The following is a 15,396-nucleotide window of genomic DNA, read 5'->3' as shown; positions in this document are numbered from 1 at the left end:
GATGAATACCTGCCCTGGGACCAATGGGTTCAATCTTCATGCAAAAAGAAAGCATAATAAATTACGACCATTTTAATGAATGGTCGTTTATTTTTTATGCTTATACACTGGGTAGTTTATCGCTTACGATATAAATGTTTTAACTGCTTTATCCTCTCCAGTTAATGCCTTATCTCTTACAACATTGTATATATTAATTAAATCTTCATCACTTTTAATTTCAAGCAATGCTCTATATATTTTTTGATATTCTTGTGAACCTTCCCATTGTTTAAATATCGCCATTGATTTACTAGAAAACTTAAATTTTTTCATAAAATCTTCTTTGGTCATTTCAGAGTATTTCATTTTGAAATTATCTATTTTATTCTTCCAACAAAAATAATAATATTTTTTTGGTGTTCCTAAATCATTTAATAATCTTCTAAATTTATTTCTACCATGCTTTTTTTTCATAAAATCAATCATCCTTTCTTAAATTTAAATAAAAAAAACTACACCCTGTTTTGGGGTATAGTAGTCTCCTAATTGTAAAATTAAAACTTTATTATAAGCCAATCTAAAGTATAGTATATATAGTCTTATGGACTTATATTATTACCATATGGTATTCCTATGTCAGGGATATTAAGTCCCTCTGTGACACTGAGTTTCACATTGAAAACCGCTAATTTAACAAGTTTGACGTGACATCAAATAGTTTCCACCAACGGTCAATTCTAAAAATCGCCCTGCATGGTGAATCATAAATATTCTTATGTCCTGCAATGGGACACCCTTTGTAACTCGATCACTCTGAGTGATAGCAAATAATGTGATTTAAAACAGGTCGTTTCAAACGGTATGTTTTTTACATAGGAGTAAAATTTCGCTTATGTAAATCTGTTGTCCCCAAAAGGATAACAAACTTAGGTATTCGATATAAAATCGACAACCACTAATACTCAAACAATGCTTATCAGAGGTCGTTACTTTTTAGTTACGACCTATAACACTAAGTTAAACTTAGGACAATCCAATTTTGGACTCGGCTTAAACTTGAATGTAGTTCAATATGCTCCATCCGAGGACGTTTCAAACGTTAACGAAATAGTTTCCACCCACGGATAACCAAGACATTTAAAATGTTTTCCCCATATGTGGGGATTTCTTCAAAACGAATATACCAATTCCTTCCCATGAGGTATGAGAATCCGAACCAAATAACGTGTTCTGCGACACATCTTGACAATGAAGATCGGATAACCACATTGCCGTTCAAGCAAGATGCCAATTACCTAAAATGGGTAATCCTTCTAAGGGTACGTCAAATAATAGTACCCTTTATACCAACATTATGTATAATAATTTGTAGATAAATTTGAGGATTAATATAGGGTGTATATAGTCCACAAATTGATAGTAATAAATGGCTTGGTTATGGGATTGAAAGTTTTCAATAAGAAATGTAGAAGACATCATCCTAAGTTTAACTTAGTCAGTATTGTGTATATGTTCGGTGTTTATGAATTGTTCCCTTACAGTCCACAATCCAACACACCTCATATTTTTGATGTGTCTTTGCTTCGTACCTCGCAAATCCAATCAAAAATGATTTATATTAGATTTTTTATATATTGGATTATATATATGTATAACTAAATTAATTGAAACTTGTATATGTATATATGTACTAACTCAATCAAGGTCATACTTTTGGTAATTCTCCCAACTGTAGTCCCTCCTCTAAGTGAGTGCCTATATCCTAAGATTAAAGAGGTGGCCATATAGAAATATCAGTCATAAGCCTAGTAATATCAACATTTTCTGGACTTTCAGAAAGTAACGCTAACTGTGAGTTTTTGGCCAAAAAAGTAACGCTAACTGTGAATGTACCCTTTAGCCCTAATAATATCAACGTTTTACCCTTATATTAAATATAACAAATAAACCTTCTATCTCTTTGACTTCTTTGTTCCTATAAGCAAATAACGGATTAACTATTATCGTTGAAGTTGTATAGTCTGGATCATCTTGTAATGTCTTAAATAATACATAGTCATGAAATTTTATTCCATAAAAATCTTTTTTAAATGTTGCTATATGATGCTGACTATAACCTAATATATTCATTACATCTTTTATCGTCAACGGATTAATTTTACTTTTATCAATTTCCTTAATATTGGGACATAGCACATTATACTTCCAATTCACATAAGGTATTAATTTATAAGCAATTGCTAACTTTTTCGATTTTTTATAATTAAGTTTGTACAGTTCCCTTGTAGCATCTATGTATAAACGAGTGTAATTTTCTAACTTATTATTAGTTAAATTTTTATAGTCTTTTTCATATCCTCGCCAAAATATGTTCAAATTTATTTTATATTTCTTAGATTTTTCTTCTTCAACAAGTAAATTATTTTCAATAAGATTATTATAAAATTTATTAAAGTTTACTTTAGCAACTAATAAAAGTTCCTGCATTTTCTTTTTATTTATGTACGTTTTATTATTATCTAATATTAAGTAGCCATCTTTTTTTATATAGGTGGCCAACATTATATATTTACATAAATCTGCATCAGATAGAACTTTTTTTAATTTGTCCAATGAATTATATAAAAAGAATATAAAATTTCCCATATATTCAGATTGAATTTCCTTATATTCTTCAAAATCCTTTGCTTTAATTGCACATTTTTTCTTACGTTCTCTATCCTCTAATGTATCAAAGCCAAAATCTTCATCAACTATTTCTCCAGTATCATTATTTATTAATGTATAACTATTTTCCATAATTTAATCCTCCTAATTTTGCAAATAAAAAAATCCTAAGCAATAAAAACTTAGAATTAAAATTCATTTCCATATATTTTTTTTGTTTCAACAAGTTCATACAAGCACTTTTCAAATTCTTCTGTTCTTTGAAATATGTACATTGGCTTTCCACCATTAACTATATTTTTTTCAAAATGGTAGCCACACCAACTTAGTGCCATTGCTAAATATCTATTAAAAGTGTAATATTTATCTTTCATTTTAATAAAATCCTCCTTATTCTAACTAAGGTCATTTAAAAACCTTTGTAATTTTAAAAATAAGGTAGCAGGAGCAAATCCCACTACCTTACAACCTCTGTAATTTTTAAAGGGGGACGATATTCCGTCGCCCCCTTCAATCTATTGAAATATTCTTATTATTTTCTGGAATAAACTTTTTTTTGGTTGCAAATTATATTTTTTAGCAATTTCTTTATAGGAATCTGTTTGACTCCATAATATTTCATCACCTGTGTGAGAACCCCTCTTGCATTGCCAATTTTTTTACTTAAATTTTCCATTCTTAATTCTTCCTTTCGTAATTAATTAAATTTAAATATACGACAACTTAATATAATTTTTTCTTGTCCTTGCTGCACTAAAAATTGTTTTATGATTTTCTTGTAATTGTTTTATAAAAGCATCTAGTTGTACATCATATAAATGTTCTATATGTAATGTATGTGTTGCCTGAAATTTATTTTTAGGCAAAATAAAAGACATACCAAATAATTTTGATAGTCCTTCTAAATCAATAGATGTTTCTAACATTCCATCATCATTAATATGTATTTTTTGTTTCATTTTATATTTGTCTTGTACTTTATAAAATTTCGCTTGATTATTTGAATATTTTTTACACAATTCAAATAGTTCTGGTAGTTCCAATACATTCACTAATATTTTTTTGCAATTATCTTTATTAAAATTGTACATTAAAAATGTTGAATCTACTGATAAAAGTACCAGTTTTGCTTCTTCACTCAACATACTTATATCAATGTCATATAAGGAAGTTATCTCTAATAGAGTCGATCCTGCAAATTTAGAACAATAGTTATATCTGTCTATGTCCTCAACTTGGTTTAAATTTGCACTATCTGGATTATTAAAAGGTACAACGTGATTCGACCAGCATTTTGTATATATTGTATCAACATCGACTGCTACAACTTCATTGGTTTGTTTATAGCCTATTGCTTTATAAATGTTACTAAAATCATAGAAATGTGTTACTTCATAACCTTTGATTTGATTTAATAAAATTGTACTAAATAATGAATCTAAATCATCACTTAAACAACTGTTATAAATTGTATTGTTTCTTGTCCATTCTGGAAATTTTGTTGCATATTTTTTATTCATTTTTGTTAGGGAATATTATCATACTCTCTAACTCTTCTTATTGTATATTTAAAACTCTATGTATTACTTTAAGACACACCTAGTTTGACTAGGATTGTCAATTACTCCAATTCTCTCATGTGTTGACATCATATCAACACTTTTAAAGAAGAATTAGAGTTTATGTATATCCCATTTTTTCAACTCCTTCATAATTTAAATTCTTAATTTTAATCTCTTTCACTCTTAATCACTCCTATTACTCAAATTTAAAAGGGTAATTGGATTGTCCAACTACCCTTAAAATATGTACTATTTATTTTATGCACCTACTGTAGTATCTAAAGTTGCAAGTGCCTTTCCATTTAATACTTTTAATGTTGCTTCTGCAATTACTTGTCCTTTTACAGAGTCACCCGTTTTTGCAAGTATTTCACTGAATGGTGTTCTTAAAAATCCAAGACGTACATAACTAGGATCAAAAATTATTAATTTCTTTTCTGGTATATGTCTATTAAGCATTAAAGAAACTTGGCCATAGTTTGTATTTATTGTATTGGCCACAAGTCCAAACTGGCCTGTTGGTGCATTATATTGGTATTGTGTATTATAAAAATCATCAATTTTTTCTTTTAAATCTGCATTACATAAACAAATATAACCGTTTGAACCTAATCCGTTATCCCATAACTTTTTAGCAACGGATTTAAAAGAATCTACAGTTAAACTTCCAGTTACTTTGTTTCCTACATCAACAAAATTAAATATACCATCTAGGTGTCTTATAAATGGAGTAGCACTTCCATCATTTTTTACACCATTAATTAATTTATCTTCCATGTTAACTTTTAATTCAATCAATCTGTCAGCCATTTCACTAGCATACTGGTCACTAATTCCAGTTACACTACTTGCTTGTGCTGTTCCACTGACGGACACTGCTTTCTTAAATATTTCACAATAATTATTTTTTGGTACTCTACTTGAGGATTGAAATACAGTTGTTTCAGAACCTTCTACCTGTGAAATATCTGCTGTGGTATCTAAAGTTTTCTCCCTCCAATATACTAATGGTGCTGTCTCCTTATCGACTTGATTTCTACCCATTAATAAAGTAGTAAGTGGTGTATCTAAAGGTTGTGCAACCCCCATTTCTGCCATAAGGTCTATATTTTCCATACTTAAAAAATCTTTTGTCTGTATCATTTATACATTCTTCCTTCCTATTTTTAGATTTATTTATAAAAAAAAGTAATAGAATTTTTATCTACTACTAATTAATAACTTGATAATTTTATTTGAATAACTTGGACATTTTTGTTCTTAACATTGCTCCAACGTCTCCATTTTTTTGTGCTTCTGCATATGCTGTTTGTTCTGCTGTATGTTCACTTGGTTTATAACTATTATTAATATCAGATTTCTTTTTTATGTCTAATATCTTATTTATTTTTTTACTTGCAGTATCAACGTCTTTAGAATCTGCAACCAAATCAAACATATCCTCACTAAGTCCATTTTTTAGCATTTCAACCTTGATAGAATTTTCAAGATTACTTTTAGTAAGTGTCTCTAATTGTTTTGTTTGATTATCCATATCCTTCGCCTGAGCATCTGCTTCTTTAATTCTGGTCTCAAACTCAGCCATTTTAGTATCATATTCTTTTAATATTTCCTGCACCTCCTGTAGAGAATAATTTTCTTTATCTAGTTTCATATAAAAACCTCCTATAATTTTTATTATAAATAATTAACCTTTTTTAAAAGACTAACTAAATTATCAAAATTGATTTTCCTTAAGTTTCTGTCTCCATTAACAAAATGACTAATAGTACACTTACTCAAATGTAATGTCCTTGCAATGTGATTATATTTCACACCCCATTTAGTACAGTATCTAACTAATGTCCTCCTAACTACCTCCTGCTCATACATAATTAATCTCTCCTTTTACTCAAATTTTTAACAAAAGTTGCTATAAAAAAAAAGAATAGAAATTAATCTATTCTTGAATATACAAAAAAATAAATGCAACGTATTAACTCATTTTAACTATTTACTACTCATATTAGGAAAATTGCATTTTCCAATTTAAAAGTAGTCTTAGTCCTTGATATAAGCCAGTTCACAGAGTTTTCTATTTCGTGACATTCTTCATTTTTTCACGTTGTTTTTATATATCCCTTAAAGGAATTTTTAATCAATCCTTGTGAACCCTTGATATAAGTTAGTTTATAAGGTCTTTATATCAGTCGAGATTCTATTTATACTCTATATAACAAAATTATACGAATCCTTGTAAACCGTTGATATAACTTAATTTAGGGATTTTTCTATTTCAAACATTCATTTATACCCCTCCATATATCCCAAGATAGGTAACTCTGAAAGTCATTGATACTGCTAGTCTTACAGGTTTTTTTAAAATAAAATAACGACGGTAAAGTGCCACTTTTGCAATTTTTGTTGCTCATATACTATATACAAGGAATTAGCAAACATCCAAAATCCTTGATATTGTTAGGTTTAAGGTATCACAAGTAAATTTTGCCTTGCAATTTTTGTTACACTACCTATATACAAGGAATTAATTATTTTCTGAAATCCTTGATACATCTATATTTGAAGTACATCAAAATTATTTTATGTCCCCAAATTAAAAATTTTACTATTTACTTCCCATATTAGGGAATTTACATTTTTAAATTTTCACATGGTATTAGCCGTTGATATGAGCCATGTTAGAGGGTTTTCTACTTGTCTAGCAAATCAAACATTTTTATATTTTTTAGTTTTGTCCCTATTGTAGCATAATCGTTGACAAGTGTTGCTCCATTGATATTACTGCTTTATAGGTGTTTTATTATATATAGTTTTGCCCCCTCCTATAATCGCACTATTTTTATTTTTGGATATCTACTCTAAGCCTAGATATACCAACGCTTTTACGCTTTTAATAATTTTATATTTCACTAAAAATTCATTAAAAAATACTTATAATAATATTTAATTCTATTTATACTCTATATAACAAAATTATTTGAAAAGTTGTAAACCGTTGATATAAGCCAATTCACAAAGATTTTTATTGGTGGTTATTTTTCATTTCTCTCTTTATATACTCATATTAGGAAAATTGCATTTTTAAATTTGAACATAGTCTTATCCATTGATATAAGTCAATTTACAAGTGTTTCTACTTCGTCCGAATTAAATTATTTAACTCTTTTCCACTACTGATAAATATATACACTAAAAATGTACCTTAGCCATTGATACTAAGCCATTTATTAAAGATTTCTATTTTTCGGATTTTCGTTACATTGGTGGCTCTTTCCTTTAGAGACTCATTAACAAAATTGCCACCTAAGTTAGTTATATCAACGTCTAAGGTTATTTTGTTAAATAATACACAAAATCTAAATCTCTGTAAACCGTTGATATAAGCCAGTTCAGAAAGATTTCTATTTAGTCAACATTTTTCGTTTTTCTTACAATACTCATATACAAGGAATTAGTCAATTATTAGAACCCTTGATATGACTATGTTTGAAGTATTATAAATAAATTTTGCCTTGCAATATTTTTAGTTTTAACTCTTTATATACTCATATTAGAGAACTTACATTTTTTAATTCAAATCATTGTAATCCCTTGATATAAGCCAGTTTATAGAGTTTCCTATTTTTCTTCCTTTTTACGTTCTTCCCTATATTCTTGAACTCTTTTTCTTATATTTTCTTCTTTAATTTCTTTGGAACATTCTTTACAATACTTCGTTTTATTACTTTTAGATTTAATTCTTTCCCTTATTAAATCACCATACATACAAATTTCTTTTATAGAATCATTCATATATTTAATAAATTTGTCTTTTCTCATTTCTAACTGGCTAGATAGATAAATATAATTACAGTCATAAATTCCAAAGTAATATAATTTCATATCTTTAATAAATCCAAATATTTTATTCATATAACTAACAGAAATAGATTTAAAAATTCTTATAACTTCTGAATATACGAATGGACTTTCACAATAATATACTATTTCATATTGGAATATTACGGTATATTCATAATCTGAATTATTTTCACAATTGATTTTTCTATAACAATTCAAATTTATTCCTAAATTATTATTAAATCTAAAGAATATCACCATCATATCTTTATGGTATATTTTATGATCAACAACATATTCAAAAAATTCTTTTTCCAGTTTTTCTTGTAATTGAAACATAACTAATATTTCTATATCAGTATAATATAAAAATTTCTTTTTTCCATTTTCTGATTTTTTTATATGTTTATTAAATTTAACATTTTCTAGTAGTAAAATATCAATATTTTTGTATTTATTAATTTTATTTTTTATAGAATCATTCATCTTAGTACCTACTAATAAAACCTTTATTTTCTTAAAAGTTTTATATTCTTTTGAAATCTTTATTATTTTATATAGATCCTTCTTTTTTATAATCTGTACTTTTTCACGTTTTAATTCAACAAGAAAAATACAACTTTTATTTTTACCTATCAAATCAAATCTCTTTTTTATACCATTACAATATATATCCTCTTCTTCTCCAAGTACATCAAATCCTAAATGTGATTTTCCATTCAATATTAAAAACATCTGCAATTGTTTTTCCTGACGATACTCGAACATACATTTACACCTCAATACTATTATTCCAATATTGGTATAATCTATTAAATGTAAATTTTGTTATACTCTTGACTTTTGGTTCAAGCCTTATATACTTCTGGTTTGCTAAGCACGTTCAGGGTATAGTTTGCCCTAAAATCAGGGCAAAACAAAAAAAATACTTCTGTACGTGCTGAAGTATCCAGTTTATTACTACTATTGTAATGTATTTTTAATATTAAAATTAGTACCCTTCAATACTTGTCCACAGGTTGTGGATAATTAATACATTGCCGTCTTTCAACTACTAATCCACCCCATCTAATATTTTTACTGGTCAGATGTACCCAGTTGAGGGGCATTTTTATAATAGCAGAAATTATTATACGTCCCCATGAATTTTATAGCATCGGCTTCATGTAACCACTGGATATTTTATAGTTATTCCAGTGCATAGACAACTCACATATACCAGAAAAAAGAGTATAAGAAATACACCTTGCAAAACCTTAATTTTTTTGATAAAATCTATGTTAGTGGGATATAGATTTTCAATAATAGTTTTGGTTTTACAAGACATATTGTTGATATTAAATTGTAGTCACCTTTTGGGTGGCTTATTTCTTTTATATACCTTTACATGCTCCATAGAACCATTCTGAGAGAGTCCATTCTGTAGAATGTATATTTACTTGTCTGGATGGATTAAACGTCTTATATATGCCAATTCATGCAATCATTTCCTTTGCATTTTTATATAACCTTTTCTATTCTGCTCCATTTGGTCAAGTGGATTAAATTTATCAAATTCATTCGATAGATCTGTTTGAAACATATTTACATAATTTCTAACCATATCCATGGAACTATGACCTAATATTTTTTGTAATCTAAATATATCTCCATGATTTAAAATCCATTTTTTAGCGAACGTATGTCTCCACCTGTGTACCCCTGTAGTAGCAACCCCACGTTTACGATTGTAGTCAATTAAATTGTGGCTTAACCATTCTGTCTTTAGATATTCACCATAAGCATTTACAAATAAATAATCATCTTCCTGACCTTTCCTGTATTCTAAATATTCAAGTAAAATATTCCTTAATGCAGAAGACATTGGTATTATCTGTTGTCTTCTATTTTTTGTAAATCTATAAGTTATTAAATTATTTTCAAAATCAAGATCTTTAATCTTTAAATTTACAAGTGTTCTTGCACGACAACCTGTTCCAAGTAAGAAATTGCAAATTACCCAATTACGATATTCTAAAAACTTACATTTTTTAAGGTCTGGTTTTTTTAGAAGTATTTTTATTTCTGCATCTGAATAAGTATTTATAATATCTTTATCTACTTTTAATTTACTAATTTTAAAAGTTGGTACATAATCATATCGCATTAAATAGTAGATAAAAACTCTCAAATTCATTAAAGTTGAGTTTATACTTACGTCCTTTTCTTTCCTATTCTCCTGCATATAAATAACAAATCTATCTATAATCTCTTTTGTTATTTCAGAACATAATGTTTTCTTTGGTATAAATTTAAAAAATACTCCTACAATATCTTTATAATGCTTTATTGTACTTGGTCGTAAATTTTTAACTTTACAACTTACAATAAATTTTTTAAATCCTTGCTCTAAAGTTAAATTTTTTTCTTGAATTTCTTGTAATTCAATTTTTTTTCTCATAATTTCACCCCTAATAATGTGTACGTTATATAAAAACACACATAAAAAATCCCCCAACAAATTATAAATATCTGTATATATAATCTGTTGAGGGATTTCCCTCTATTATTTCTTATTAAGTTATAGAGTTTATATCTAAACCGTTGATTTTACTTGACTTTGGTGCGGATAACAGGACTTGAACCTGCATGAAGTTTCCCTCACTAGAACCTGAATCTAGCGCGTCTGCCAGTTCCGCCATATCCGCACAAATTACTTACCTATTATAACATACTTTTTTAATTAAGTTAATACATAACTTTTATTTTGATACCGAAGAATTGGAATATAAATTAAATACTATGTTACCACCTGAAGTATAACCTTGTATGTATATAGGATATTTAAAATCATTTCTAAATTTATAATCTATGTTTCCGTAATCTACCGTAGCATCCATTCCTTCAGGGACATAATGAACAGGCATAGTATGATGAGTCCTTTCCGTAGATGTAAGTCCTGCTTTAGCAACTGCATTATAAAGCGTAGTAGATACCTGGCATATTCCCCCGCCAAGTCCTGACTCCACCTTATCTCCAATAATAACAGGAGCTGCCTCATATCCTTTGGCTGCAGTTCTCTGACCTACAACATCATTGAAGCTAAAAGTATCTCCTGGCATTACTACATGTCCATTTATGCTGCTAGTAGCAAGTGATATGTTATTTGCTCTTTCACCAGAAGATATGCCGCCATAGGCTGTACTAAAACTAGATATTAATGTGTCCACAGGTTTAAGATCATCTTCCTTTATTTTAGCTTTAGTAGTTTTGAGTACCGCTTTTACAGTTAAATCCTGATCTGAATTATTATCTATTTTAGATTCAATATCTTTTTTCAAAGCTTCTTTATCTACTTTAACCCCATCTTTCTGTGGTATTACTGAAAACTTCACTCCTCCCATTTCAAGAGATGCATTCACAGGTTCTGTATCAACTTCACTTGCAATTTTATCTACCATATTATCTATAACTTTGGTATTATAAGAAAATTTCAAATTATAGTTTACATTTTTAGGATTCTTTAATAATTCATATTTTTTAAATATATTGCTGCTTTTTCCATAAGAATAGGCCAACTTTATCGTATCATCCAAGTTGTACGTAAAACTTAAACTCGAATAAGGTAACTCATAACTTTTATTTCCTGCAGTTATAGTGATTTGTTTCTGTTGAAATTTGTTTAAATATTCGCTGCTCATTATACTTTTAGCCTGATCTTTAGTTTTTTCAGAAAGATCCGTATTATTTATAGAAACTCTAGGATAAATTAAGTTATCCCAGTATTTTACATCATTATAATGGTAAACTATAAATCCGCAGCTTATACTCAAAAAAATAGTTAAAGCAGCTAAACCTAGTATTTTTAATGTTCCGCCTGACTTTCTCTTTGACTTCCTAGTCTTTCTTTTTCCACTCATCATTATCACCTCTTCACTTTCACATAGTTATTATACTATAGAGTAATAGCTTTTATATATAAAAATTATTAATTTAATTATTACTAATTTGTAACAAACAAACATAACTTTTATGCTATCATGAAAGTATGTTTGTTTTTCAAATATACTTAAATATGGAGGAGTACATAAATGAAAGCTAAGATATTATGCGTTGGTACAGAGATTTTACTTGGAGATATAGTAAATACAAATGCACAATTTATTTCCAAAGGATTAGCTGATCTTGGTATAGAAGTGTATCACCAATCTGTTGTGGGAGATAATCCTCAGAGACTTTTAGATGAGTTTAGGAAATCTTTTGAAAGAACTGACATCATAATTACAACTGGAGGACTTGGACCTACACAAGATGATCTAACTAAAGAAACTGGTGCTGAATACTTTAACAGGGAAATGATTTTAGATAAAAATTCACTTACCCAATTAGAATCTTATTTTAAGAAGATGGGGAAATCAAATTTGGAAGGCAATAATATAAAGCAAGCTTACTTTCCTGAAGGTGCTTCTATATTTCCTAATCCACATGGTACGGCTCCTGGATGTTGTATGGAGCAAAATGGCAAAATTTTAATAATACTTCCCGGTCCTCCAAAAGAGGCAAAGCCTATGTTTGAAAATTATGTAGTACCATTTTTAAAAAAATACAGTAATGGAGTAATAAAATCTAAAACACTGAGAGTTTGTGGTATAGGCGAAAGTTCTATGGCTGAGAGTGTCTCAGATCTTATAAACAATAGTGTAAATCCCACTGTAGCTCCTTACGCAAAAGAAAATGATACAATACTTAGAATTACTGCAAGGGCAAATACAGAAGAAGAAGCTGTAGAGCTTATAAAACCTATAGAATCTAAAATTAGAGAAAAACTAGGGATAAATATATATGGTGAAGATGATGACACTATGGAAGAGGTTATAGGGAAATTATTGATAAATAAAGAATTAACTATATCTTCTGCAGAATCATGTACTGGTGGACTAATAGCAGCAAGACTTGTAAATTATCCTGGCATATCTGCTGTATTTAAAGAAGGTGCTGTCACTTATACCAACGAGGCCAAAATGAAAAGACTAGGAGTAAAAAAGGATACCCTGGACAAATTTACTGCTGTTAGTTCTGAAACTGCAAAAGAAATGGCAGAAGGTATAGCTAAAACAGCAAATACCGATATAGGCATAGCTACTACAGGAGTTGCAGGTCCTGGCGGCGGTACTTACGAAAAACCTGTAGGTCTAGTATATATAGGACTTTATATAAATGGAGAGACTTATGTTAAGAAGTGCCAATACTCTGGCAGCAGAGATGTAGTAAGACAAAGAGCTACTATGACCGCCCTCGATTTGATAAGAAGACATCTTATAAACTCATAAAGTTTCTAAACGAAAAATCAACTTATGCTCCGAATATTTTTACAACCACAAGTACGTTAAATATTTTGATAAGTCTAACCAGAAAATTTACAAAAATCTAAGACCTTTTGAAAACTCGTACCTCAAACAATTCAAAAGGTCTAAGTTTTTTTGTAAATTTTCCACTAAGACTTATATACAAAATATTTAAATGTACTTGCTTATTGTAAAAATATGCCTACACATAAGCTGATTTTTTAGTTAGAACCACTATAGATTGTAAATCTTGGTTGTATTTATAACTTTAGCATTTAAATCAACCGGTAGCTTGGATAAGTTTAATTGTAGAGTTAACTATCTATATGTATAAATTCTAACTAAAAGTTAAAATATACTTGATGATATGACAACAAAATTGAAATCACACTTAAAAACTTTTCTTATAAGTCTTAGAGTCGTATTTTTTGAAAATCTTAGAAGCTTAGATATGTCTGAGGTACGAGTTTATCTAAGCTTCTTTAGATTTTCAAAATACGAACTATAGACTTATCAAAAGTTTTTATGGTGATGAGATTTGTCAGCATATCCTCTGTATATTCAACTTTTACTTAGAAACTCTATGTAAGTTTTAAACTTCAAGACTTAGTTTCCTCTGGATGATTGAAGTATTCACAATAAGGGGCTAGAGGACAATGTTCACAATCAGGTTTTCTTGACTTACATATGCGCCTTCCGTGCCATATTAAGTAATGATGTGAATCACTCCACATACTTTTGGGTATATTTTTCATAAGTTCCATTTCTACCTTGTGAGGAGTAGTTCCTTTTGCAATTCCAAGTCTATTTGATACTCTAAATACATGAGTATCCACCGCAATTGCTGGAACTCCAAAGGCGTTTGACAAAACAACATCCGCAGTTTTTCTGCCTACTCCTGGAAGTTCTATCAATTGTTCCATAGTATGTGGCACCTCTCCACCGTACTTTTCAACAAGTTCTCTGCTAGTTGAAAGTATATTCTTGCTTTTATTTCTAAAAAAGCCGCAACTTTTTATCTTTTCTCCTAATTCTTCCTCTGTTAGAGATATGATTTTTTCTGGAGTATTATATTGTTTATACAATTCTGATGTAACTTTATTCACTCTTACATCAGTACATTGAGCTGAAAGCATAGTGGACACTAACAATTCATAAGGAGACCCAAAATTCAATGCACATTTTGCTTCTGGATAGGTTTCTTTCAGTACTTTCAATATATTATCTATATTTTGTTTATCCAACTTTCATCACCTTCATTAAGACTTGTATATTCCTCTATATTGTTCAGGCAAGAGCTCTGCTATTTTTTTCATAAATAAATCAGATATTCTGTCTTCATATACATGTTTGTTTTCGCCTTTATCTTGGGGTGGTATATCTATCTGCTTTCCTATGTTTACATTTACCTCTGCATTATGAAAACTTTCTAGAGCCATATCCTTGTCACTTATAGGTAAAAGTTTTTCAGTACCAGAGATACCGATAGGAAGAATTGCAGCCTTAGTTAACTTCTGTATTAAAACTACCCCTTTTCTCCCTTTTGCTAAGCTTGCCGTTCTACTTCTCGTTCCCTCAGGGAATATAAGTATATTATTCCCGTTCTTTACAGTTTTTATAATTTTAGATATGGCATCCTTGTCCGCACTATTTGGGTTTATGTCAATAGTTTTTGTAATACACATGCCAAGCTGCGTTAAAGAATTTTGATTCAATTTTTTACCTGCTACAAAAGTCAGGTTTTCTGATTTAAGTACTCTACTTAATACAAGAGCATCAGAATTGCTTAAATGATTGCAGATAAATATTACAGGTCTTTCCACTTCATTTAAATTTTCAATGCCTTTTACTTTTATATCTGCACATCTATTTAAGTAACCACTTAATATCTTTTTTGAAATATAAGCTAAAAGTCCTTTAGGGAGATGTCCCATTAGCTTGACCACCCATGGAGAAATCATAAATAAATCCACCCTTTCTTTTATATATGGTATACTTTTTTAAATGTACCTCTCTCATAT

The 15,396-nt window shown here is 29.0% G+C and carries 13 protein-coding genes and 1 tRNA gene; 1 reads left to right on the top strand and 13 read right to left on the bottom strand.

Going from position 1 to position 15,396, the window contains the following annotated elements:
* Positions 1 to 123 precede the first annotated feature (123 nt).
* The 11 genes from CLCOS_RS18030 to CLCOS_RS17980 form a co-directional block, all read right to left on the bottom strand.
* Positions 124 to 456 carry a hypothetical protein gene (locus CLCOS_RS18030; protein WP_063602072.1) on the bottom strand — a complete coding sequence of 111 codons (333 nt, stop codon included), beginning with the start codon at positions 454 to 456 and terminating at the stop codon, positions 124 to 126.
* Positions 457 to 1,893: 1,437 nt separating this feature from the next.
* Positions 1,894 to 2,781 carry a hypothetical protein gene (locus CLCOS_RS18025; RefSeq protein WP_063602073.1) on the bottom strand — a complete coding sequence of 296 codons (888 nt, stop codon included), beginning with the start codon at positions 2,779 to 2,781 and terminating at the stop codon, positions 1,894 to 1,896.
* 56 nt (positions 2,782 to 2,837) lie between these two features.
* Positions 2,838 to 3,023: a hypothetical protein gene (locus tag CLCOS_RS18020; protein ID WP_063602074.1), complete on the bottom strand. Its 186-nt coding sequence runs from the start codon at positions 3,021 to 3,023 to the stop codon at positions 2,838 to 2,840.
* Positions 3,024 to 3,181: 158 nt separating this feature from the next.
* The gene (locus tag CLCOS_RS22570; protein WP_156496391.1) at positions 3,182 to 3,325 is read right to left on the bottom strand and encodes a hypothetical protein; all 144 of its coding nucleotides are present in this window, start codon (positions 3,323 to 3,325) and stop codon (positions 3,182 to 3,184) included.
* 31 nt (positions 3,326 to 3,356) lie between these two features.
* A complete protein-coding gene (locus CLCOS_RS18015; protein ID WP_063602075.1) occupies positions 3,357 to 4,169 on the bottom strand; it encodes a hypothetical protein in 813 nt (270 codons plus the stop codon).
* 300 nt (positions 4,170 to 4,469) lie between these two features.
* Entirely contained in the window at positions 4,470 to 5,354 is an 885-nt protein-coding gene (locus CLCOS_RS18010; RefSeq protein WP_063602076.1) for a DUF5309 domain-containing protein, read from the bottom strand.
* Positions 5,355 to 5,442: 88 nt separating this feature from the next.
* Positions 5,443 to 5,865, bottom strand: coding sequence for a hypothetical protein (locus tag CLCOS_RS18005; RefSeq protein WP_063602077.1), 423 nt, complete (start codon positions 5,863 to 5,865; stop codon positions 5,443 to 5,445).
* Positions 5,866 to 7,829: 1,964 nt separating this feature from the next.
* Positions 7,830 to 8,819, bottom strand: coding sequence for a hypothetical protein (locus tag CLCOS_RS17995; protein WP_065080055.1), 990 nt, complete (start codon positions 8,817 to 8,819; stop codon positions 7,830 to 7,832).
* A gap of 715 nt (positions 8,820 to 9,534) precedes the next feature.
* On the bottom strand, positions 9,535 to 10,491 hold the full coding sequence (locus tag CLCOS_RS17990) for a tyrosine-type recombinase/integrase (RefSeq protein WP_063602080.1): 957 nt from the start codon (positions 10,489 to 10,491) through the stop codon (positions 9,535 to 9,537).
* Between the two features lie 160 nt (positions 10,492 to 10,651).
* A tRNA-Leu gene (locus CLCOS_RS17985) sits at positions 10,652 to 10,738 on the bottom strand.
* Between the two features lie 54 nt (positions 10,739 to 10,792).
* Positions 10,793 to 11,950 carry a VanW family protein gene (locus tag CLCOS_RS17980; RefSeq protein WP_063602081.1) on the bottom strand — a complete coding sequence of 386 codons (1,158 nt, stop codon included), beginning with the start codon at positions 11,948 to 11,950 and terminating at the stop codon, positions 10,793 to 10,795.
* Positions 11,951 to 12,121: 171 nt separating this feature from the next.
* Between CLCOS_RS17980 and CLCOS_RS17975 the strand changes: the two genes are divergently transcribed.
* Entirely contained in the window at positions 12,122 to 13,360 is a 1,239-nt protein-coding gene (locus tag CLCOS_RS17975; protein WP_063602082.1) for a competence/damage-inducible protein A, read from the top strand.
* 614 nt (positions 13,361 to 13,974) lie between these two features.
* Here the strand turns inward: CLCOS_RS17975 and nth are convergent.
* Positions 13,975 to 14,619, bottom strand: a complete 645-nt coding sequence (gene nth / locus CLCOS_RS17970; RefSeq protein ID WP_063602083.1) for an endonuclease III — start codon at positions 14,617 to 14,619, stop codon at positions 13,975 to 13,977.
* Positions 14,620 to 14,634: 15 nt separating this feature from the next.
* Positions 14,635 to 15,336, bottom strand: coding sequence for a lysophospholipid acyltransferase family protein (locus CLCOS_RS17965; protein WP_063602084.1), 702 nt, complete (start codon positions 15,334 to 15,336; stop codon positions 14,635 to 14,637).
* Positions 15,337 to 15,396: the final 60 nt, after the last annotated feature.

It is taken from the genome of Clostridium coskatii, from assembly GCF_001675205.1.
In the GTDB taxonomy this organism is placed as follows: Bacteria; Bacillota; Clostridia; order Clostridiales; family Clostridiaceae; genus Clostridium_B; species Clostridium_B ljungdahlii.
The sequence above is the reverse complement of the archived record's forward strand: the minus strand, read 5'-3'. Positions and strand labels throughout refer to the sequence as shown.

Bases quoted from the DNA above. Each gene is read 5' to 3' on its own strand.
- CLCOS_RS18005 (WP_063602077.1), bottom strand. From the start codon at position 5,865: ATGAAACTAGATAAAGAAAATTATTCTCTACAGGAGGTGCAGGAAATA.
- CLCOS_RS17965 (WP_063602084.1), bottom strand. From the start codon at position 15,336: ATGATTTCTCCATGGGTGGTCAAGCTAATGGGACATCTCCCTAAAGGA.
- CLCOS_RS18020 (WP_063602074.1), bottom strand. From the start codon at position 3,023: ATGAAAGATAAATATTACACTTTTAATAGATATTTAGCAATGGCACTA.
- CLCOS_RS17995 (WP_065080055.1), bottom strand. From the start codon at position 8,819: ATGTTCGAGTATCGTCAGGAAAAACAATTGCAGATGTTTTTAATATTG.
- CLCOS_RS18010 (WP_063602076.1), bottom strand. From the start codon at position 5,354: ATGATACAGACAAAAGATTTTTTAAGTATGGAAAATATAGACCTTATG.
- CLCOS_RS22570 (WP_156496391.1), bottom strand. From the start codon at position 3,325: ATGGAAAATTTAAGTAAAAAAATTGGCAATGCAAGAGGGGTTCTCACA.
- CLCOS_RS17975 (WP_063602082.1), top strand. From the start codon at position 12,122: ATGAAAGCTAAGATATTATGCGTTGGTACAGAGATTTTACTTGGAGAT.
- CLCOS_RS17990 (WP_063602080.1), bottom strand. From the start codon at position 10,491: ATGAGAAAAAAAATTGAATTACAAGAAATTCAAGAAAAAAATTTAACT.
- CLCOS_RS18025 (WP_063602073.1), bottom strand. From the start codon at position 2,781: ATGGAAAATAGTTATACATTAATAAATAATGATACTGGAGAAATAGTT.
- CLCOS_RS17980 (WP_063602081.1), bottom strand. From the start codon at position 11,950: ATGAGTGGAAAAAGAAAGACTAGGAAGTCAAAGAGAAAGTCAGGCGGA.
- CLCOS_RS18015 (WP_063602075.1), bottom strand. From the start codon at position 4,169: ATGAATAAAAAATATGCAACAAAATTTCCAGAATGGACAAGAAACAAT.
- CLCOS_RS18030 (WP_063602072.1), bottom strand. From the start codon at position 456: ATGAAAAAAAAGCATGGTAGAAATAAATTTAGAAGATTATTAAATGAT.